The sequence below is a fragment of the Dyadobacter linearis genome, from assembly GCF_907165045.1.
GTDB classification, from domain to species: Bacteria; Bacteroidota; Bacteroidia; order Cytophagales; family Spirosomataceae; genus Dyadobacter; species Dyadobacter linearis.
The window spans coordinates 799,562-820,740 of the sequence record NZ_CAJRAU010000003.1 but is presented as its reverse complement, the minus strand read 5'-3'; the positions used below and the strand labels follow the sequence as shown (position 1 = coordinate 820,740).

Annotated in this window: 21 protein-coding genes; 9 read left to right on the top strand and 12 right to left on the bottom strand. The window is 44.8% G+C overall.

Annotation, left to right across the window (positions count from 1 at the left end; all coding sequences use genetic code 11):
• The first annotated feature begins 170 nt into the window (after positions 1–170).
• The 3 genes from KOD92_RS13815 (at position 171) to KOD92_RS13805 (ending at position 3,951) form a co-directional block, all read left to right on the top strand.
• Positions 171–1,199 carry an alpha-E domain-containing protein gene (locus tag KOD92_RS13815; protein ID WP_215234152.1) on the top strand — a complete coding sequence of 343 codons (1,029 nt, stop codon included), beginning with the start codon at positions 171–173 and terminating at the stop codon, positions 1,197–1,199.
• Positions 1,200–1,370: 171 nt separating this feature from the next.
• Complete coding sequence (glmM, locus tag KOD92_RS13810; protein ID WP_215234151.1) at positions 1,371–2,774, top strand: phosphoglucosamine mutase; 1,404 nt, start codon at positions 1,371–1,373, stop codon at positions 2,772–2,774.
• Positions 2,775–2,802: 28 nt separating this feature from the next.
• Positions 2,803–3,951: a cysteine desulfurase family protein gene (locus KOD92_RS13805; RefSeq protein WP_215234150.1), complete on the top strand. Its 1,149-nt coding sequence runs from the start codon at positions 2,803–2,805 to the stop codon at positions 3,949–3,951.
• On the opposite strand, the gene hemH is transcribed toward KOD92_RS13805, so the two are convergent.
• From hemH to KOD92_RS13760, 9 genes are all read right to left on the bottom strand, one after another.
• Positions 3,941–5,032, bottom strand: a complete 1,092-nt coding sequence (gene hemH, locus KOD92_RS13800) for a ferrochelatase (RefSeq protein ID WP_215234149.1) — start codon at positions 5,030–5,032, stop codon at positions 3,941–3,943. The genes KOD92_RS13805 and hemH overlap by 11 nt on opposite strands.
• 82 nt (positions 5,033–5,114) lie before the next feature.
• Positions 5,115–6,062 (bottom strand): N-acetylornithine carbamoyltransferase, encoded by a 948-nt coding sequence (locus KOD92_RS13795; RefSeq protein ID WP_215234148.1) that lies wholly within the window; start codon positions 6,060–6,062, stop codon positions 5,115–5,117.
• 64 nt (positions 6,063–6,126) lie between these two features.
• Positions 6,127–7,263 carry an aspartate aminotransferase family protein gene (locus KOD92_RS13790; protein ID WP_215234147.1) on the bottom strand — a complete coding sequence of 379 codons (1,137 nt, stop codon included), beginning with the start codon at positions 7,261–7,263 and terminating at the stop codon, positions 6,127–6,129.
• Between the two features lie 14 nt (positions 7,264–7,277).
• Complete coding sequence (locus KOD92_RS13785) at positions 7,278–7,667, bottom strand: type II toxin-antitoxin system VapC family toxin (RefSeq protein WP_215234146.1); 390 nt, start codon at positions 7,665–7,667, stop codon at positions 7,278–7,280.
• A gap of 256 nt (positions 7,668–7,923) precedes the next feature.
• Positions 7,924–8,907 carry an N-acetyl-gamma-glutamyl-phosphate reductase gene (gene argC / locus KOD92_RS13780; protein WP_215234145.1) on the bottom strand — a complete coding sequence of 328 codons (984 nt, stop codon included), beginning with the start codon at positions 8,905–8,907 and terminating at the stop codon, positions 7,924–7,926.
• Entirely contained in the window at positions 8,900–9,307 is a 408-nt protein-coding gene (gene vapC, locus KOD92_RS13775; RefSeq protein ID WP_215234144.1) for a type II toxin-antitoxin system tRNA(fMet)-specific endonuclease VapC, read from the bottom strand. The genes argC and vapC overlap by 8 nt, the downstream gene beginning before the upstream one ends.
• Complete coding sequence (locus KOD92_RS13770) at positions 9,304–9,537, bottom strand: hypothetical protein (RefSeq protein WP_215234143.1); 234 nt, start codon at positions 9,535–9,537, stop codon at positions 9,304–9,306. Before KOD92_RS13770 ends, vapC begins: the two co-directional genes overlap by 4 nt.
• 8 nt (positions 9,538–9,545) lie before the next feature.
• Positions 9,546–10,745, bottom strand: a complete 1,200-nt coding sequence (locus tag KOD92_RS13765; protein ID WP_215234142.1) for an argininosuccinate synthase — start codon at positions 10,743–10,745, stop codon at positions 9,546–9,548.
• Between the two features lie 136 nt (positions 10,746–10,881).
• Complete coding sequence (locus KOD92_RS13760) at positions 10,882–11,607, bottom strand: GNAT family N-acetyltransferase (protein WP_215234141.1); 726 nt, start codon at positions 11,605–11,607, stop codon at positions 10,882–10,884.
• A gap of 328 nt (positions 11,608–11,935) precedes the next feature.
• Between KOD92_RS13760 and aat the strand changes: the two genes are divergently transcribed.
• The 5 genes from aat to KOD92_RS13735 all read left to right on the top strand — a co-directional run bounded on the left by aat (position 11,936) and on the right by KOD92_RS13735 (position 16,874).
• Positions 11,936–12,538: a leucyl/phenylalanyl-tRNA--protein transferase gene (gene aat / locus KOD92_RS13755; RefSeq protein WP_215234140.1), complete on the top strand. Its 603-nt coding sequence runs from the start codon at positions 11,936–11,938 to the stop codon at positions 12,536–12,538.
• 111 nt (positions 12,539–12,649) lie between these two features.
• Positions 12,650–13,681: a glutamate 5-kinase gene (gene proB, locus KOD92_RS13750; protein WP_215234139.1), complete on the top strand. Its 1,032-nt coding sequence runs from the start codon at positions 12,650–12,652 to the stop codon at positions 13,679–13,681.
• On the top strand, positions 13,681–14,928 hold the full coding sequence (locus tag KOD92_RS13745) for a glutamate-5-semialdehyde dehydrogenase (RefSeq protein ID WP_215234138.1): 1,248 nt from the start codon (positions 13,681–13,683) through the stop codon (positions 14,926–14,928). Before proB ends, KOD92_RS13745 begins: the two co-directional genes overlap by 1 nt.
• The gene (locus KOD92_RS13740; protein ID WP_215234137.1) at positions 14,925–16,007 is read left to right on the top strand and encodes a M20 family metallo-hydrolase; all 1,083 of its coding nucleotides are present in this window, start codon (positions 14,925–14,927) and stop codon (positions 16,005–16,007) included. The genes KOD92_RS13745 and KOD92_RS13740 overlap by 4 nt, the downstream gene beginning before the upstream one ends.
• 39 nt (positions 16,008–16,046) lie before the next feature.
• Positions 16,047–16,874, top strand: a complete 828-nt coding sequence (locus KOD92_RS13735; protein ID WP_215234136.1) for an enoyl-CoA hydratase/isomerase family protein — start codon at positions 16,047–16,049, stop codon at positions 16,872–16,874.
• A 50-nt stretch (positions 16,875–16,924) separates the two neighbouring features.
• On the opposite strand, the gene KOD92_RS13730 is transcribed toward KOD92_RS13735, so the two are convergent.
• The 3 genes from KOD92_RS13730 to KOD92_RS13720 form a co-directional block, all read right to left on the bottom strand.
• Positions 16,925–18,487 (bottom strand): Rne/Rng family ribonuclease, encoded by a 1,563-nt coding sequence (locus KOD92_RS13730; RefSeq protein WP_215234135.1) that lies wholly within the window; start codon positions 18,485–18,487, stop codon positions 16,925–16,927.
• 274 nt (positions 18,488–18,761) lie between these two features.
• Positions 18,762–19,601: a tetratricopeptide repeat protein gene (locus KOD92_RS13725; RefSeq protein ID WP_215234134.1), complete on the bottom strand. Its 840-nt coding sequence runs from the start codon at positions 19,599–19,601 to the stop codon at positions 18,762–18,764.
• Positions 19,602–19,628: 27 nt separating this feature from the next.
• A complete protein-coding gene (locus KOD92_RS13720) occupies positions 19,629–19,934 on the bottom strand; it encodes an HU family DNA-binding protein (RefSeq protein WP_026631310.1) in 306 nt (101 codons plus the stop codon).
• A 159-nt stretch (positions 19,935–20,093) separates the two neighbouring features.
• On the opposite strand from KOD92_RS13720, the gene mutY reads away from it, so the two are divergent.
• Positions 20,094–21,173, top strand: coding sequence for an A/G-specific adenine glycosylase (gene mutY, locus KOD92_RS13715; protein ID WP_229254668.1), 1,080 nt, complete (start codon positions 20,094–20,096; stop codon positions 21,171–21,173).
• Positions 21,174–21,179 lie beyond the last annotated feature (6 nt).

Sequence of the window (21,179 nt, the reverse complement as noted above, 5' to 3'; positions counted from 1 at the left end):
GTTTCGCCAATAATCCAAGTCTGCGGACCTATTTTTCGCAAATGATAATCTTTTGAGATATAGTATTACTTTTCGTATACTATTGCTTTTGCAAAATATTATTAGGTATTTTGGTTGAACTGCTTAACAAATATTCTGATTATTCATTTTAGAGATAATACTTGCCGTTTATGCTTAGCCGAGTTGCGAATTCAATTTACTGGATGAACCGTTATATGGAACGGGTTGAAAATTACGCCCGTTTTGTTGGAGTTAACTTTAATCTTGCCTTGGATTTGCCACCCGATGTGGACGAACAATGGGAGCCGCTGCTGATCGCGACCGCAGATCATTACCTTTTTTATAAATATTACGACAAGCCTACCAAAGAGGACGTAATTCACTTTCTGACATTTGACAAGCGCAATCCAAACTCGATCATCAGCTGTTTGTACGAGGCCCGGGAGAATGCGCGGACGATCCGGGAGACGATTTCGAAGGAAATGTGGGAGAGTATTAATACATTTTACCTTTCGATTCGTGCCACTTCGCCCGATAAATTCCGGAATATGGACCACATGCAGGCCTATTTTACGGATATCCGGCAGAGCTGCCAGCTCTTTCACGGGGTAGTGGACACTTCGATTACGCGGAACGAAGCGTGGCATTTCGGTAGATTGGGCCGTCATATTGAGCGTGGTGATAAGTGTTCGCGGTTTTTGGATGTAAAATATTTTACATTGCAGCAAGACTCCGGCACGTCAGGTTCCACACTTGATCTCATGCTTTGGACTGCTGTTTTGAAGTCCGTGAGCGCCTATAATATGTACCGGCAAACGCACCGGGCGCTTACTTCCATGAATATCGTGGCTTTCCTGATTCTGGATAAACTTTTCCCGAGATCCATCGCCTATTGCGTGCGCCAGGCTGAACTTTCCTTGTATGCGATCGGCGGCTCGATTCCTGAGCGTGGGCACAATAATCCAGCCGAAAGAGCATTGAGCAAGATCCGTAGCGAGCTGGAATTCACCGACGTGGAGGAAATCTTCAAGACGGGCCTGCACGACTATCTCGATACCTTCCAAACCAAGAACAACGAAGTCGATACTGCGATTTTCAATATGTATTTCGGGCTGGAAAATGGCCAGTCGCAAAGTCAGTCACAGAGCCAGTCGATGGGCCAGACGTCGGGTCAATTCCGGACTCAGTGGATGAATTGAGCCCAAAGGATTCCTGAATATGCTTCCTGCCTCCCGGCTGAAAATTCATTTCGACCGAAAAGACCCTTACAGCGTGCCGAAAGGTAGATGAGCGTATTAGTTGTAGAAAAAGCTAAGTCCTGAGAGGGAAATTTAGTATTTTTGCACCAAACAAAAGAGATACACCAGAACGTGACGTTAATTAAATCTATCTCCGGAATCAGAGGTATTGTGGGTGGAAAGTCCGGGGAAGCACTGACTCCGATCGATGTGGTAAAGTTTGCAGCTGCATACGGAACATGGTTGAGGCGCTCGAATCCACAGAATTCAAAAGTGATTATTGGCAGAGATGCAAGGCTTTCCGGTGAAATGGTCAGCCGGCTCGTTGCTGGTACTTTACAGGGTGTTGGTCTCAATGTGATCGACCTTGGTCTTTCCACAACTCCTACTGTTGAAATAGCCGTAACTGCCGAAGGTGCAGGCGGTGGGGTGATCCTTACTGCAAGCCACAATCCGATCCAGTGGAATGCGTTGAAGCTGCTGAACCACCTGGGCGAATTCATTTCAGAGGCTGACGGTGAGGAAGTTCTGAGAATAGCTGATCAGGAAGATTTCGTTTTTGTAGATGTAAAGAAACTGGGCAGTTATACTGCCGACGATTCTTATCTTCAAAAACATATTGATCACGTACTTTCTCTCGCACTTGTTGACAAGGAAGTAATTGCGAATGCAAATTTTAAAATCGTTGTCGACGCGGTTAATTCCACCGGCGGGATCGTGGTACCAATGCTTTTGGAAGCACTTGGTGTTGATCCAAAAAACATCAAAAAACTCAATTGCGAACCGACAGGTAACTTTGCCCACAACCCCGAGCCGCTTCCTGAGCATCTCCGGGAAATAAGCAAGGAGCTTGATAACGGATCTTACAACCTGGGTATCGTAGTGGATCCGGACGTGGATCGGCTTGCATTGATTTGCGAGGACGGAACTCCGTTTGGTGAGGAATATACATTGGTTGCAGTAGCCGATTTTGTCCTGAAAAACACACCCGGCAATACGGTTTCCAACTTATCTTCAACTGCTGCATTGCGTGATGTAACTGTAAAAGCAGGCGCTTCTTACTTCGCATCTGCGGTGGGAGAAGTGAATGTGGTGAATATGATGAAAGCCAATAATGCAGTGATCGGCGGAGAAGGAAATGGCGGGGTTATTTATCCTGAAAGCCACTACGGTCGCGATGCGTTGGTTGGTATTGCATTGTTTCTCACACACTTAGCCAAGTTTGGCAAAACAGCTTCTGTGATGCGGAGATCTTACCCGAACTACTACATTTCAAAAAACAAAATAGAGCTGACAGCGGATATCGATGTCGACAATATATTAAGTCGCATTCAAAGCCGGTATTCAAAACAGCCTCTCAATACAACCGACGGTGTAAGGATCGAATTCAACAAAGAATGGGTTCATTTAAGAAAATCCAACACCGAGCCGATCATCCGGATTTATTCAGAATCCGAAACGCATACTACCGCTATGAATCTGGCAAATAAGATCATTTCCGACATTAAGGAAATTATTTCAGAGCCTAAAAACTGATTCGGGAATAGCAATTAAAAGTACGAATATGAAAGCATACCTGGACAACGCCGCTACCACACAACTTGATCCGGAAGTTTTGGAAGTAATGCTTCCTTTAATGACCGAACAATTCGGAAATCCATCTTCCATTCATGCCTACGGACGCGCTGTCCGCTCGGCGATCGAGCGTGCCAGGAAAAGTATAGCAGGTATCCTGAATGCAGCTCCGGCCGAGATTTTCTTCACATCGGGAGGTACCGAGGCTGACAATACGGCGATCCGCGGAAGCATCGAAACGCTGGGATTGAAGCATGCGATCACGTCACGCATCGAGCACCACGCCGTTTTACATACATTGGAACACCTTCAAAAAACGGGCGTGATCAAGCTGAGTTATGTGAATCTCAATGAAAAGGGAGAGGTAGATCTTGAACATCTTGAAAACCTGTTGGCCACAAATAGCCGTTCGCTGGTTTCATTGATGCATGGAAATAACGAGATCGGGAATTTGCTCGATCTGGAAGTTGCAGGGGATATTTGTCAAAAGTATGACGCTGTTTTTCACAGTGACACGGTTCAAACAATGGGCCATTTCCCGCACGATCTGCAAAAGCTGAAAACCAATTTTATCGTCGGCGCGGCGCATAAGTTCAACGGTCCGAAAGGAGTTGGGTTCCTGTATGTGCGCCCGGGCATTAAAATCGCACCTTTTGTGCACGGCGGCGCGCAGGAGCGTAATATGCGTGGCGGCACTGAAAACATCTACGGAATAGTGGGTCTGGCAAAAGCGCTGGAAATCGCTTACCGGGATATGGACGCGCACAGAACGCATATTGAAGGTTTGAAATCGAGAATGATCGAAAGCCTGAGAAGCAAGATCGACGGCGTTACTTTTAACGGTAATTCTGCTGATCTGGGAAACAGTCTTTACACGGTATTAAGTGTGTGTTTGCCGCCTTCGGATATGAGTGATATGCTTTTGTTTAATCTGGATATTGCGGGAATCGCCGTTTCTGGTGGCAGTGCGTGTTCAAGCGGAACGGAGATCGGTTCTCACGTGCTGAATGAACTTAAAATCGACGCTGACCGGGCCAATGTCCGCTTTTCTTTCGGGAAATATAATACAGAAGCTGAGATCGACTATGCGGTAAATACACTCGCCGATCTCTATAAAAAAGAACCTGTTACGCTCTGATCTCCGCAGGTTTTGGTCTGCCGGTAATCAGGTCTTCGAGGGTCTCAATCCAGATATCGCTGTCATTGAGACTCTCTACAAGCTGCCAGTGCTGGCCGCCTTCTTTTTCAAATAACTCTTTATATTCTTCGCCCACTTCAATCGTCGTTTCAAGGCAATCTGCCACGAATGAAGGCGAGAATGCCAGCACATTCTTAACGCCCTTTTTGGTCAGTTCCGGGATCACTTCGTCCGTGTAAGGCTTGATCCAAGGTGTTTTCCCTAATCTCGACTGGAAGCAGGTAGTATATGTTCCTTCCTGTAAATCAAGTGCTTTTACCAATAATCTGGTAGTTTCAAAACACTGGGCGCGGTAGCAATGCTGGTTGCGGTGATCAAGCTGGTTGCAGCAGGTACCAAACTGGCAGAAACTTCCTGTAACATCGCCTTTCGTGATCTGGCGCTCGGGTAAGCCGTGGTAGCTGAATACGAAATGACCATATTTACGCTGGGCCATGTATTTCTTTGCCAGATCCGCAAAACCCTGAATGAACTTGGGATGATCCAGGAAACGGTTTACAAACCGGATTTCGGGTAAAACTTCCCAATCCTGCACCACGCGCATTACTTCTTTGTATACAGAACCTGTTGAAGCCGAGGCATATTGCGGGAAGAACGGCACTACAATGATCTCCGAAAAGCATTCTTTGCGCAATTCTTTTAATGCACCTTCAATACTTGGGCTTTGATAGCGCATCGCAAGTTCAACCACATATTCGTCTCCCAGCGCCTTTTGTAATTTTTCTTTTACCGAATAGCCGTAAATTTTAAGGGGAGATCCGTCGGGCCGCCAGAGCTCTTTGTACACTTTGGCCGACTTAGGTGCCCGAAAAGGCGCGATGATCAGATTGATCAAGAACCAGCGATTCAAATAAGGGATATCAATGACCCTTTCGTCCATCAAAAACTCACGCAGATACTTGCGCACATCGGGCACCGACGGACTATCGGGAGTTCCAAGGTTCACGATCAGAACGCCGGTTTTTTTAATTGACTTTTCGGTTGTTGAAGTAGCGGGCTGCGCCAGGGTATCAGTATTCATTATTGGTATTGGGTCAAAATCCGGATGTACTACTTAACAACTGTTTCCGGAGTTTTAAAAGTTCGCCTTAATTCATTTCAAATTACAATCCAAGCAAGATCTCTTTCAATGCTGCCTGCGCCGACCATTCACGGTTGGCAGCCTGCTCGATCACAAGCGACCGTGGGCCGTCGAGTACTTCGTCGGCTACTTTCATATTGCGGCGGAGCGGGAGACAATGCATAAACTTACCATTGTCCGTGAGCGCCATTTTGGCTTCGTTGATCATCCATGAAGGATCATCGGTAAGTACCTGTCCGTAAGTTTCGTACGACGACCAGTTTTTTCCATAAACGAAATCTGCACCTTCCAGTGCTTTGTTCTGGTCATAAATCACCTGACCTTTTCCTACAAATTCCGGCGCCAGATCGTAACCCTCCGGGTGAGTAATTACCAGCTCAACGTCCATCGGGTTCATCCATTCACAGAACGAATTCGCGACAGCCTGCGGCAATGCTTTGAAATGCGGCAGCCAGGTTAATACAACCTTTGGGCGCTGTTTTATCTTAAATTCCTCTATCGTAATACAGTCGGCAAGCGATTGCAAAGGGTGGCGCGTCGCCGATTCCAGGTTCACAATAGGTACTTCTGCATATTTTTGAAACTGCCTGAAAACAATCTCCGCATAATCTTTTTCCCGATCCTGTAACCCGGCAAAAGAGCGGATACCGATCACATCGCAATAGCTGCCGATTACAGCCGCCGCTTCTTTCACGTGCTCAGCTTTGTCGCCATTCATGATCACACCTTCCTCCATTTCCAGTCCCCAGCCGTCCTGCCCCACATTCATGGTAATCACATTCATGCCAAGATTTTGGGCAGCTTTCTGCGTACTTATCCTCGTCCTTAAGCTTGAATTAAAGAATAACAACCCTATTGTTTTGTTTTTACCTAATTCAATATCTCCAAAAGGATTACGCTTTGCAGCAATTCCGCTGCTAATCAGTTGGTTGAGATCGGTGACGTCGTTAATGGAAAGGAAGTGGTTCATTCAGTTTAGTATTCAGGCAGATTGAAGGTTGTGCGGCCGAAGCCAATTTTGTGTTGAATTTACGTCAAATGCTCGCGACAGCTACTTCTTTTTTCAGAGCTTCCAGAAACATATCTGCCTCGTCTTTGCGCAATGCAAGGGAAGGCAGCAGTCTGATCGTATTGGCGCCAGCTACTCCTGTAAACATTTTATGTTCAAAAAGCAGCTTGTTGCGCAGGTCTTTTACAGGAAAATCATATTCGATCCCGATCATCAAACCTCGTCCTCGAAGTTCTTTATAACCACCTATTTCTTCAATTCCTTTTAGCAGGTAGTCGCCAATACTGGCAGCATTATCTAGCAGATTTTCATCTTTCATTACATCCAGCACAGCTATGCCGGCTGCACATGCCATGTGGTTTCCGCCAAATGTGGTTCCAAGTAAACCGTAGCTCGCCTTGAATTTTGGTGAGATCAGCACACCGCCGATCGGAAAGCCATTTCCCATTCCTTTCGCCATTGTCATCAGATCCGGGTGAATGCCGCTGAACTGGTGTGAAAAGAACTTGCCGGTACGACCGTAGCCGCATTGTACGCTATCCAGAATAAGTACGGCACCAGTTTCGTCGCATTTTTTGCGAAGTGCCTGAAGAAATGCATCGCTGCTGACCTGAATTCCGCCCACACCCTGGATACCTTCCACGATCACAGCACATACCTCGTCGGTAATACCGTTTTCAAGTGCTTCAATGTCGTTAAATGGCAGGAATGTAACGTGTTCCTTATAGTTTACGGGAGCAACGATGGACGGATTGTCTGTCGCCGCTACGGCTCCTGCGGTACGACCGTGGAAAGCTTTTGTAAAAGCCACCACTTTGGACCGGCCGGTATGAAACGAAGCCAGTTTCAATGCATTTTCATTGGCTTCCGCCCCGGAATTAACCAGGAATAGCTTGTAGTCCGGATATCCTGAAAGTTCGCCCAGTTTTTCCGCCAGTTCTTCCTGCAAAGAAATCTTCACAGAATTGGAGTAAAAGTTAATAGCGTGAAGCTGTTTGCTGAGCATATCCACATAATACGGGTGGCAATGCCCAATCGAAATCACCGCGTGCCCTCCGTAAAGATCGAGGTATTTCGTACCATTCGTATCCCACAAATAGCTCCCCTCAGCCTTTACAGGCTCGATATCGTAAAGCGGATATACATCAAATAAATGTGACATTTTTATAGTGATATTTAAGAAGCAAGTTCCAGATTCTGGATTCTTTGGAAATGCCCAAGATTTATTGTTTTGACTGGCAAATGAAATGTGATTGCAGAAGCTGCAATAAATATGTCCCGAAACTCTATCATCAGATTCCGCCTTCGCAGATCATGGTATATTTCGGCCGCATTCAGCGAAACTTCCTCTGTAAATGGAAGTACAGGGATTCCATCGAGGAGAATTTTGACATCCTTTTTCTTGTCATCGTTTGTAGCTCCCATCATAAGTTCGTACACAGTTACAGCAGATACAAATAAAGAAGCGTCGTTTGGTAACGACGCCAAAATAGTTTTCGACTTATCAGATTTTCGGAGAAACTCAATGAATATTCCCGTGTCAATCACCATTCCGGAACTTTCCACTTATTAATGTTTTTAGAATTTTCTGTTATTGAAGCAATATCTTCCTCGGTCCAAGTGGATATATCTTTTATTTTTTCCTTCCAAACAGACAGATTCCCCTCAGGTCTTCGCACTTTTTGTTGAATTAAAAGCGTGTCTGCATAGGCGAGCAGCTGCCTCCGGTGCGGCTCATTCAACTGATCAAATGTTTGAAGTAAATCATCCATATTGCCGCGAATTATAACAGATCACACATTTACAAAAGTAAGAAATTGCATTAAAAAGCCGGTGCTTTCAGCCTCAAACCTGCGTCTTCGGGCAACCCGAATGCGATATTCATATTTTGTACTGCCTGCCCAGATGCGCCTTTGGTCAAGTTGTCAATAATGCTCGAAATCAGCAGTTGTCCGTCATGAACTTCCAGGTGCAGCAGACATTTATTGGTATTTATGACTTGTTTCAAATCTATCGGCACATCGCTGACGTGTGTGAATGGATGAGATTCGTAAAAGCTTTTGTACATGCTTTTAGCTTCGTCCAGAGTTCCTTCGAAAGGTGTATACACATTCGCCATAATTCCTCTGGTAACATCTCCGCGATAGGGGACAAAATTGACGGCTTTGTCAAAACCAGTCTGCAATTTGCCCAAGCTCATTTTTATTTCGGTCAAATGCTGATGCGTGAATGCCTTGTATATCGAGATATTATTATTTCTCCAACTAAAATGCGTCGTCGCACTCAAAGCCTGCCCGGCCCCTGTACTTCCCGTAACAGCGCTGACGTGAATATCGTCTGTGATCAAACCGGCATTAGCCAGCGGTAGAATAGCCAGTTCAATGCTTGTAGCAAAACAGCCGGGATTTGCGATTTTGCTCGCACCAATTATCGCGCCTCTTTGAAGTTCCGGCAATCCATAAACAAATCCTTCTGTCTCGTCACGAAAATCGGTACTCAGATCGATCACTTTTACTGTTTCCGGGAGAGCGTGTGCTGCCAGGAATTTCTTCGATTCGCCGTGGCCCGAGCAAAGGAAAATCGCATTTAACCCCGGTTGATCTAGCAGCTCCTGCGTATCGTCTCCGGAAAATACCAGATCGGTATCGCCTAGTAAATCGGTATGTGTTTCATGAACAGGTTTTCCGGCCTGGCTTTTGCTATGTGCGAAAGCAATATTAACGAACGGATGATTGATCAGAATTCTGATCAGCTCCCCGCCAGTGTAACCCGCCGCGCCTATTATTCCAATATTGATGTTAGTCATTTGTAATCCAGTTTTCAATTTTAAGTCCACCGACTCTCTCGAATTCCTTGACATTATTGGTCACCAAAATTAATTCATGACTTAATGCATGCGCTGAGATCAGGAGATCATTTGCTCCGATTATCTTTCCTTTACTTTCGAGATCAGCCCTTATCAAAGCATAAGTTTCGGCTGCCTGTTCATCGAAATCAATAATGGTGAACGGTTTCAAAAAAGCTTCCAGGGCAGCCTTATTCTGCTCCGTTAGCTGACTTTTTTCAACACCATACCAAAGTTCAGCAACTACAATAGAGGAAATTGCTATATCTCTCCAATCCAGTGTTTGCAACTTATGCAGTACTTCAATCGGCCTTTTTTTGATAATGTAGGCCACTATATTGGTATCCAACAAATATTTCATTCGAATAAATTTTCAGATTTATCGAGAGGAGGCTGGATACGTTGAGTTAAATAATCGTCAGAAAAATCAGCAATGTCATTCCACCATTTCTGCAAACCGTTCTTAACATCGGCTTGCAGTTTTCTTTTCTCTAAAATAGACTCCATGTACTCATAAAGCTCTTGAAGAACATCAGCAGGTAATTCCTGGACCTTCCGTTGGATTTGGCTTTGGAGTTCTATTTTCGTCATATTTTAAATTATAAATTCGATTCCGTCACTTTCTGATAAATCATCACCTGGTTCGAAGCTACTTTCGAGAAACCACGTACATCGTCGCCAGTCCAGGCGTTGTTCATTTCACCATAGCTTCCGAATTTCGACGACATCAGGTCGAATGGAGATTCAATTCCTTCCACATGAAAACGGTAAGGCGCAAGATATACATGCACTTTGCCGGTTACGTGCGTCTGAGTATCTGCCAGGAAAGTTTCGATATTCCGCATTACGGGCTCAACAAACTGTCCTTTGTGCAACAAGCTTCCGTACCAGTTCGAAAGTTGCTCTTTCCAGTAAAGCTGCTGCTCGCTCAATACGTGTTTTTCCAGCGTATGGTGCGCTTTGATAATAATCAGTGGTGCCGCAGCTTCAAAACCTACACGACCTTTGATACCGATAATCGTATCGCCCACGTGAATATCACGGCCAATGCCAAAAGGTTGCGCGATTGCAGCCAGCTTTTGAATTGCTTCCACTGAATTTTCGAAACTTTCGCCTGCAATTCCTTTCAGCTCGCCTTTCACGAATTCAAGTGTAATTCTTTCTGGCTCGGTTTTGGAAATTTGCGTCGGCCAGGCAGATTCCGGGAGGTATTGTTCAGAAGTTAAAGTCTCTTTTCCACCTACCGAAGTCCCCCAAAGTCCTTTGTTAATGCTATATGCGGCTTTGGCCCATTCGCGGCCAACTCCTTTTTTGGTCAAATATTCAATTTCAGCCTCGCGCGAGAGTTTCAGGTCGCGGATCGGCGTAATGATTTCTGCTTCCGGGATGATAATGCGAAATGCCATATCAAAACGAACCTGGTCATTTCCTGCGCCGGTACTCCCGTGTGCAATCGCGCTGGCACCGATTTCCTTCGCATATTCAGCTACCGCTACCGCCTGAAAAACGCGTTCGGCACTTACTGAAAGCGGGTAAGTATTGTTTTTAAGGATATTTCCAAAAATGAGATACTTAATGCAATCATTGTAATATTCGCTCGTCTTCGAAATGGTCGCGTGTTTTTTTACACCCAAAGAATAGGCATTTGCCTCAATGGTTTTGAGTTCTTCATCCGAAAAACCGCCGGTATCCACCAAAACTGAATGGACTTCGTAACCTTTGTCTTCGGCTAAATATTTTACACAAAAAGAGGTATCTAATCCTCCACTGAATGCTAGTACTACTTTTGGCTGTGACATTATATTGAACTTGTTCTTACTGGATTCTTAAATAGAAGGTACAAAGTAAACAAAAAAATACCTCGCTTCGGGCTTGTGACGGCGGCCGGGCGAGGTATTTAAAAGATATCTGAAATCTGTAAATGAATGCCGTACTCTAATGTACAAGCAATGCCCCGGCGTTTTTCTTTTTAGCGCGTTCTTCCCTTCGCAACAAAATGCGTTGCTTGATACGCATCCAGCGCTCGTAAAGACCCGATTCTTTCAGGAAATCCCAGGAATGTTTTTCCTCAACCACATTGCCGGCTTTCACCGCAGCTGGCTCCTTTTCAACAGGATCGTACATCATTCCAGTACACAGACAGTGTTTTCTGCCAGTGCGCGTCAGTACATCATAGTTAACGCAACTTGCGCAACCTTTCCAGAATGCATCATCGGCAGGTAATTCGCTGAATGTAACTGGTTCATAACCCAGGTCCGAGTTGATCTTCATCACCGGCAAACTGGTCGTAATGCCGATTATTTTCGCGTCAGGATATTTTTTACGGGATAATTCAAATGCTTTTTGCTTGATCGCTTTCGCCATTCCGCTGTTACGAAAATCAGGATGTACGATCAGCCCTGAGTTGGCTACGAACTTTCCGTGCTCCCAGGTTTCTATATAACAAAAACCAACCCATTCGCCTGTATCGGTAGTCGCGATGATCGCCTTACCCTCCACCATTTTTTCCATGATGTACACCGGAGAACGTTTGGCTATACCGGTACCACGCTTTTTAGCGCTTTCCTCCATTTCTGCACAAATAGTTTCTGCAAAACTGAGGTGATTTTCATTGGCAGCCTGTACTATAAACTTACTGCCCACTACTTCGGTATTTTTCATTGATGGCGATTCTGACAAAAATTCGAAACAATAATTAATATACCCAGATTAAAAACGATGGGACGTTTTGAACTATAAGAAAGAAAACGGGGGGTATAAAAGATTTACCACGTAGGTAAAATAGAATTATGCGGTCCGGGGGGACCTGAATCGAAAAGGCGTAGTATGAAGAACAGTATATGTGCCGTTGCTATTCATTTGACTGTCAATGGAGTCTAATAGGGTGCAAATTTTGAAAAAAAAATTATCACTCCAAAGAAACAGAAGATATATTTTTATGGTTCGGTTTCGATAAAAGTTTTATCTCAAACACACTTAAACCTACCTCATGTCAGCTTTAAATCCGGATGATATTCTAAACGGTTATATCAATGGAATATTTCCTATGGCCGAGCCGGATGGAACAATTTACTGGTATTCACCCAACCCCAGGGCTATTATCCCATTTGAAAACTATAAACCTTCCAAGTCTCTCCGGCCGGTTATAAACAGGAATCATTTTGAAATTCGCGTAAATACGGATTTCGAAGGTGTAATGAGAGGTTGTTCGGGGCCCCGGGCAAAGGAAAGCGGCACGTGGATTTCGGAAGATATTATTGCCAGCTACACAGAATTGCATAGATATGGATATGCCCACAGCGTGGAAGCTTACCGGGAGAACCGGCTCGTAGGCGGACTTTACGGGGTTTCGATTAACGGCGTATTCTTTGGTGAATCCATGTTTACGATCGAGAGTAATGCATCCAAGGTAGCTTTCCATTATTTAATCCAGATATTGAAACTAAATGGCTTTGCATTGCTGGATACACAGTTTATCAATGATAACGTACTTCGTTACGGGGCTGTTGAAATTCCGCGGGACGAATACCTGGACCTTCTCAGTAATGCTTTAAAAGTGAAGGTAAGGTTTGACGGAACTCCGATCTCATGAATCGTATAGCAAAGTAAATGCGCCATTTCATTGGAAATGATTTAATTTTAGCTCAAAATCTACTACCAGGCATTGCTTCGCCCAAGTGAATGCTGCTTTTTGAATCCAGAAGTGTCGAAACCCATTCTTGTCATCAAATTTGGAACCGCGTCGATTACGCTGCCTTCGGGAGAGCCGGACAATGGTAAAATCTCAGAAATAGCCAGACAGGTTTCCGAAATCCACGCTCAATACCGCATAATCATTGTTTCCTCCGGCGCAGTAGGAGCAGGGAAAGCTTATATCCGGAATTATAAAGGAACGATGACGCAGCGGAAGGCGGCCGCCTCGGTTGGTAACCCGCTGCTGGTGGGTTTGTATGCCAGCTATTTTGCGCCCAAACATATATTTATAGCCCAAAGTCTTTGTGAAAGGCAGCATTTCGCAAACCGGGACAAATTCCTGCAACTCAAAGAAACTTTTGAAGAGCTCTGGGAAAACGATATTATCCCCATTGTAAATGAAAATGACGTGGTCAGCGACCGGGAACTCAAATTTTCCGACAACGACGAACTGGCAACTTTACTGGCAGTTGGTTTCGGTGCCGAATCGCTGATGTTCTGCACTTCCGTGGGTGGGTTACTAGATGAAGAGGGGCAGATACTGAGGAACGTATCGAATGTGAACGAGGTTTTTAAATTTGTTAAAACAGACAAATCATTCCTGGGATTAGGCGGAATGGCCTCCAAGCTGACTTTTGCAAAACTGGCCGCGCGTATGGCGATCAGGGTGGTTATTTTTGGAATGAATGCAAAGAATGAATTGCTGCGGGCTTTGAATGGAGACGCTGGAACTTTAATCACACCTGGAAAAAGCACACTTTCAGCACGGAACAGATGGCTTGGAAGCGGAGGACTTGTTTCGGGACGGTTGCAGATCGATGAAGGTGCATCGAAAGCACTTTCGAAAAGGAAAAGTCTGCTGGCTGTGGGGGTAACCGAAGTTACAGGTGATTTTGAGTCTGGCGAAATCATTGAAATATACTCGGCGGCCGAAGAAATGATCGCCGTGGCGCGCGCCAGAGAAACCTCTACCGCGATTCGCCAGAACCTGAAAACAATGAATTTTGAAGTGGCTCACGCTAACGATATCGTATTGCTCTAATGGACTCGATTTTACCTTTATTACAAGAAACTCAGAAAGCAGCGACGCAAATCCGTAACCTGGAAGATGCGCGCAAATCTGAAATGCTGGAAGATCTGGCGGCGAGAGTACTTGAAAATACTGCCCGGATCATCGCTGAAAATAAAAAGGATCTGGATGTAATGGACGATGCGGATCCTAAAAAGGACCGGCTTTTGCTCAACGAAAAACGCATTCAGGGACTTGCACAAAGTCTTCGTGATGTGGCAGCACTGCCAGACCCGGCCGGGGAGGTATTGTTGGAGCGGACGATCGAGCAGGGGCTTTCTTTGCAAAAAATCGCAGTTCCGCTTGGTGTTGTGGGTGTGATATATGAATCGCGGCCGAATGTGACCCTGGATGTAGCGGCGCTGTGTTTGCGTTCGGGAAATGCGTGCGTGCTGAAAGGTGGAAAGGAAGCCCACTATTCTAATGTACTTCTGGTCGGACTGATACATGAAAGTCTGGCCAAATTTGGCGTACCGACGCCGGCTGTAATGTTGCTGCCAACGGACCGGAAGTTTGTGAGCGAATTGCTGACTGCTACCAAGTACGTTGATATTATTATCCCGAGAGGCTCAGAAGGTCTGATTAAGTTCGTTCGTGAAAATTCGTTGGTACCTACTATCGAAACCGGCGCGGGGGTTTGTCATACTTACGTGGAGAAAACAGGCGACCTCGAAAAAGCCGCTGCGATCGTGGTAAATGCAAAAGTTTCTCGGCCTTCGGTTTGTAATTCGCTGGATACGATTTTGGTGGATCAGGAAGTTGCAAAAGAATTCTTACCGAAACTAAAACAAGAATTCATCAAATGGAATGTTGAAGTTTTCGCTGATGAAATTTCTTATCCCATTTTTGCTGAAATAGAATACCCATTACTGCAACACGCGACTCAGGAGGATTTTGGAAGGGAATTTCTTGACTATAAATGTTCGGTAAAAGTAGTAAATGGGCTGGATGAAGCTCTGGAACATATCCGGGAGCATTCTTCCAGGCACTCAGAAGCTATTATTTCGAAAGACGAAGCTGCGATCAATCGGTTTTTAAAAGAAGTGGACGCTGCTGCGGTTTATGCAAATGCATCGACGCGCTTTACTGACGGTGGCGTATTCGCATTGGGAGCAGAAATTGGTATATCTACACAAAAATTACACGCCCGAGGTCCATTTGCATTGGAAAAGCTGGTGACAGAAAAATGGATCGTGAAAGGGGACGGACAAGTAAGATGATAAATTCAGTGGAACAAATACAAGTGCTGAGCGGCGAAGCGATTGAATTGCTTAAACGCCTGATCGAAACGCCCTCATTTAGTAAAGAAGAAACAAATACGGCACAGTTGCTGGAAGATTTTTTTAACAAAAAGAGCATTCCATTTGAGCGCCTGAAAAATAATATCTGGGCTAAAAACCTGCATTTCGATGAAGCGAAGCCTACTATTCTTCTGAATTCGCATCACGATACTGTCAAGCCAAACAAGTCGTGGACACTGGATCCTTTTAAGGCGATTGAGGAAGACGGTAAGCTTTTTGGATTGGGAAGTAATGATGCCGGCGGTTGTCTGGTTTCCCTCATCGCGACTTTCTGCTACTTTTACGATCGGCAGGATTTGAAATACAACATTATTATTGCGACTACGGCGGAGGAGGAGATTTCCGGTAAAGAAGGTCTTGAAATCGTCGCGCCGCTACTTCCTGAAATCGCCTTCGCGATAGTCGGTGAACCAACGGAAATGCATTTGGCGGTGGCCGAAAAAGGGCTGCTTGTGCTGGATTGTACGGCAAAAGGAAAGTCGGGGCATGCGGCGAGAGAGGAGGGGGACAATGCGATTTACAAGGCACTCAAAGATATTGAATGGATTATCGGGTATCAGTTTCCGAAAGTATCGCCTTCACTGGGACCGATTAAAATGTCGGTTACCATTATCAATGCAGGAACACAGCATAATGTGGTGCCGGATAGTTGTGTGTTTACGGTGGATGTGCGGGTTACCGATCAATATACACTGGAAGAAATTATCAACGAAATTCAGCAGAACATTCATTCTGAGGTAGTTCCAAGATCAATAAGGCTGCGTCCGTCAAGTATTCCGGTCGATCATCCTATCGTATTGGAAGGGCTGAAACTGGGAAGAAATACCTACGGTTCTCCTACGACTTCCGACCAGGCTTTGCTCGATTGTCCCTCACTCAAAATGGGGCCAGGGCACTCTGCAAGGTCCCACAGCGCTGACGAATTTATTTACTTGCACGAAATTGAAGAGGGCATTACGCAATACATTCAAATGCTGGAAGGCGTTGTGACCCAATAATTTGCTATCATTGTCAGGCGAACTTAACCCGCTCAGGCAATGCAATTCTACTCCAAAGAAGATATTCAGGCTTTCGATACCGTCCGGTTTATGTACATCCAAACTACATTGACCGGACATATTTTTACCATCACCCTCAATAGGCCCGAAAAACGGAATGCATTCACGCCGACGATGGCCGAAGAGATCATTTATGCGATCGCTTATGCGCATTACAATCCGGAAGTCAGATGTGTAATTGTCCAGGCAGCCGGTCCTGTTTTCTGTGCAGGCGCCGATTTAAATGCTTTTCACGATTCGTCTGCAAACCAAACAAACGATACTTTACCACAAAGCCGCGAAGAAGCGCGATTAGGTGATGCATTTGAACAGTTGCTAAAACCAAGTATTGCAAAAGTAGAAGGTCCGGTATTAGCCGGTGGTTTCCTGATTATCTGCGGCTGCAATTTCGTGGTTAGCACTCCGAATGCCAATTTCAGTTTACCGGAAGTAAAAAGAGGCATCTGGCCCATGCAGGTAATGGCGTCACTGTCGAAGGTAGTATCTGACAGAAAAGCGCTGGAAATGGCGATTAGCGGGCGCAACTATACAGCCAAAGAAGTCTTAGATTTTGGATTGGTTACCTTTATTGTGGAAAAGGAAAGTATTCATTCCGAGGTAGATAAACTTGCCGATATGATCTGTGAAAACGCTCCGCTGGCAATTACAGCCGGAATGTCAGCATTTCAGCAAATCAAAAATCTTGCTGAACATGAGCAGCATGCTTTTCTAAAAGCTCAATTAGATCATCTACTCCAAAGCGAGGATGCAAAGGAAGGTGTACTGGCTTTCAAAGAAAAGAGGAATCCCGACTGGAAAAACAAATAGCCAGAACTAAAAAACCTAACAGCCAATAGCTAAAAGCTGATAGCTTCCTCTCAATTCACCGGCACAATCTCAATTTCCTCTCCGTAACGGTTATGGAATTTAAAATCTACAACTCCCAAAGAGCTGTCCTTGATAAGCTTAACCCAGGTTTTGTAATGGAAGAACCATTTCATCTGCTCGGACATCAAGCCTTTTGTGAAATAAGAATGCAGGAACGGATGCAGCGAAATAGTAATGCCGCGTTCGTTTTGTTTTGTGAGAATGTAATCCAGGTTATTTGCGATCACATCTGAAACCAGGATACTGGCCTGGATCGTACCGGTACCGCCGCAGGTTGGGCAGGTTTCCCTGGTTACGATATTCATTTCCGGCCGCACGCGCTGACGCGTAATTTGCAGCAAGCCGAATTTTGAAAGTGGAAGAATGGTGTATTTCGACCTATCTCCCTTCATTTCGTCTCGCATCACATCAAAAAGCGTTCTTTTATTTTCCGCTTTTTTCATGTCGATGAAATCGACGACGATAATGCCGCCCATATCACGAAGTCGCAGTTGCCGGGCTATTTCTTTGGCAGCCTCGAGGTTGACACTCAGTGCAGTAGCTTCCTGATCCTCTTCGGAGTTGGATTTGTTACCGCTATTGACGTCGATTACGTGGAGTGCCTCGGTATGCTCAATGATTAGGTAACCTCCGTTCGGCAAACTTACAGATCTCCCGAACAGTGACTTGATCTGCTTTTCAAGACCAAATTGTTCAAAAAGCTTATTCTTGCCGTTGTGCAGCTTGAGTATATTCTCTTTGTCCGGCGCGATATTATGAATATAGGCTTTGATATCCTCGTAAACTTCCTTGGAATCAACCGTAATGCTGTCAAAAGATTCGTTCAGCATGTCACGGATAATAGAGGAAGCACGGTTCATTTCACCGATAATCCGATCGCGGGGTTTAGCGTCGCGCAGTGCTTTGATACCATTTTCCCATTTGTCAAGACAATCTTGTAAATCCCTGTTAAGTTCGTCAACATCTTTACCTGTCGCCACTGTCCGGATAATCACACCGAAGTTGGCGGGCTTAATAGACGACATCAGACGCTGCAGACGATTTCTCTCCTGCTTGTCAGTGATCTTTTTAGATAAATTGACTGAATTAGAAAACGGGACCAGAACGATATACCTGCCTGCTATTGAAATGTCGCAGGACAGACGCGGGCCTTTCGTAGAAATAGGCTCTTTAACGATCTGAACAAGGATGGGCTGATTTTTAGAAAGTACCTTATCAATTTTACCAAGTTTCTCAATTTCAGGCTCCATCTTGAAATTATTGAGCTTGCCTGAATTGGCCTTCTTGGAAATAACTTCCTTGGTGAGCTTATTGAGAGAATTGATATTAGGACCCAGATCAAGGTAATGCAGAAATGCATCCTTTTCAAAACCGACATCTACAAAAGCGGCATTGAGGCCTGCTACCAGTTTTCTGACAGTACCGAGGTAAATATCCCCAACGGTAAAGCTTTGATCCGGTGTTTCGACGTGGTATTCTAAAAGACGTTTATCCTGCAAAAGGGCTATACGTTCTCCCTTTTGAGTAGAATTGATTAGTAATTCGTTACTCAATGTTCAACCAACCAAGTGGCTATATAATGTTGATACTTAACCGCCCGCTTATTTTGAATATAAAAATGAAATAAGGGGTATTGCAAATGTAGCGAAGAAAGTATGACCGGGTCTTATAAAAACCCGGTCATATTAATTATTTCTTCTTATGTCTGTTCTTTCTAAGTCTTTTCTTTCTCTTGTGAGTTGAAATCTTATGTCTCTTTCTTTTCTTTCCGCAAGGCATAATTATGTCGTTTATGAATAAAAATTAATTCCTTTAATCGTTTGTCTGTCAATTGTTCAGGCGGGTTTCCAATTCGCCGATAGCTTGCTGGATCACCGGATCTTTCTCCTCTTTCTTCACTTCTGCCAGTACTTTACGAGCCTGCTCCTTGTCTCCCAGCTCCACTAGTGTAAGACCAAGATAAAACTTTGCCTTGGTGTTTGCCGGGTTATTGGTCAGGATCTGCCTGAACCGGTCAGAGGCCTTCGAGTATTGATTTGATCTCATTGACAGGATCCCCAAATTGAACAGTGCGAGTTCGTTCGTAGGATCTGTGTCTATCACTTCCCTTAACATGAGAATACCCGCCATCGGGTTCTCGGTGTTGACGTAGGTCATAGCCATATTGGCTTTTGCTGCCAGCAGGCCAGGGTTCAGTTTCAGCGCTTTTTCGTAGTATTCGCGGGTTTTAGTGCCCAGGTTTTTTGCTTTCTCATCGTTAACTGCAAATCCATACGCCTCGTAATACCGGTCACCCGTGCGGAGTATGTTTTCAACAGTTGGCGCAAGTATTGCAACCTGTTCAGCGTAAAATCCGGCGCTGTCAAATTTTTGAAGCTCGGCGAATTTGTTCGAAAGCTCAATTCCAGCCGAAGCCTTGTCTTTCGCATTTGCCTGATTGAAGCCGCTTCTCAGCCGATCTATCGTTTTCAATTGATCGGGTGTCAAAGCGGCTCCATCGTGCTTGGTAGCAGCTTCTGGTGCAGCTTCGGTAGAGGCTGCGGCAGGTTGACTACGCTCCTGATCCACTTCCTTACCCTTTGTATTAACAACTACCTTGGGTAAGCTGAATAGCGTTCCAACAAGTGCAACTGCAAGTACGCAAGAAAGAAGAATGGACTTTTTCATAAATTATAACCCGAAGTGGCAGGCAAATTACTTTTCAGCAACCGCCTTAAGTTTGTCACTTTCCTTAACCTGTTCAACAAATACCTTGGCAGGTTTGAAGCTAGGTACAAAGTGCTCGTCAATGATCATTGAAGTTCCCTTCGAGATATTGCGGGCAACTTTACGCGCACGTTTTTTATTAATAAAACTACCAAACCCTCTAACATAAAGGTTCTCGCCCTCAGAAAGGGAATCCTTTACCACGGTGAAAAACGATTCCAGCGTTTGCTGAACGTCGCCTTTGTCAACACCTGTTTTTTCAGAAATCTGTGCGATTACGTCTGCCTTAGTCACTTTGATTGTTTACTTTAAGTGGATATTATTTCATTTATTTACTTACTCCTCTGAATTTTGGGAACACAAAGGTACGGTAATTTTAACAGAATTTAAAAGGATGGCGTTTTCATTTTTTTTCTAATTGATTAAATAACAGTGTTTAATGACGGAAATATATTGATACCAGATACAGAACTGATCGCAGAGTTTAACAAAAAATTAAAATTCTGGTATATAAAAAATCATAGAAAGCTTCTTTGGCGTGAGACGACTGATCCATACAAAATCTGGCTGTCGGAAATCATATTACAACAGACCCGCGTTGCGCAGGGAACCCCCTATTACGAGAAGTTTCTACTGAATTATCCCACCGTTTTTGATCTGGCTGCGGCCGACGAACGCGACGTACTTCGCCTCTGGCAGGGGCTCGGTTATTATTCCAGGGCCCGGAATATGCATTATACGGCCAGACAGGTTGTCAATGAATATGGCGGGAAGTTTCCCGAAACCGCAGCCGGACTTTCAAAGTTGAAAGGCTTGGGAAATTATACGGCGGCTGCGATAGCGTCATTTTCATTTGGAGAAGCTGTCGCTGCAATCGATGGGAATGTGTACCGGGTAATGTCGCGGATTTTTGGCATTCAGTCAGATATGCTGAGTAATCAGGGTAAAAAGGAGTTTGCGTTGATGGCTGGGCAGCTGGTACCGTCCGATGATCCGGCTACCTATAATCAGGCGATGATCGAATTTGGCGCATTACAGTGTGTGCCGGTTTCTCCCGCCTGTCATATTTGTCCTGTTACAGATATGTGTTTTGCCTTCGCTCATAATATGCAGAACCAGCTGCCTGTGAAGGTGAAAAAGTTGAAGGTCAAGCAACGGTTCTTTAATTACATCGTAGTCGAATCAAACGGTCAGCTGGCGATGAAAGAGCGCCCGTCGAAGGATATCTGGCAGGGATTGTATGATTTTTATTTGCTGGAATCCACTGCGCCCATTGAAGATCCCGACGATTTGCAAAGCTTGATTTCTTCGGCCGGTTTGCTGCAACAGGGCATACTGAAAATGACTTCCAAAATTTATACACATATATTAACCCACCAACGATTGCATGTCAGTTTCTGGTGGCTGGAAATTTCGGAAACCAATACAATAGATTTGCCCGCAGGGTTGACTTTTTACACAAAGGAACAGATTGAATCGCTTCCGAAGCCGATTTTGATCGATACCTTTTTAAAAGAAGAGAAATACCTGTAAACGCTT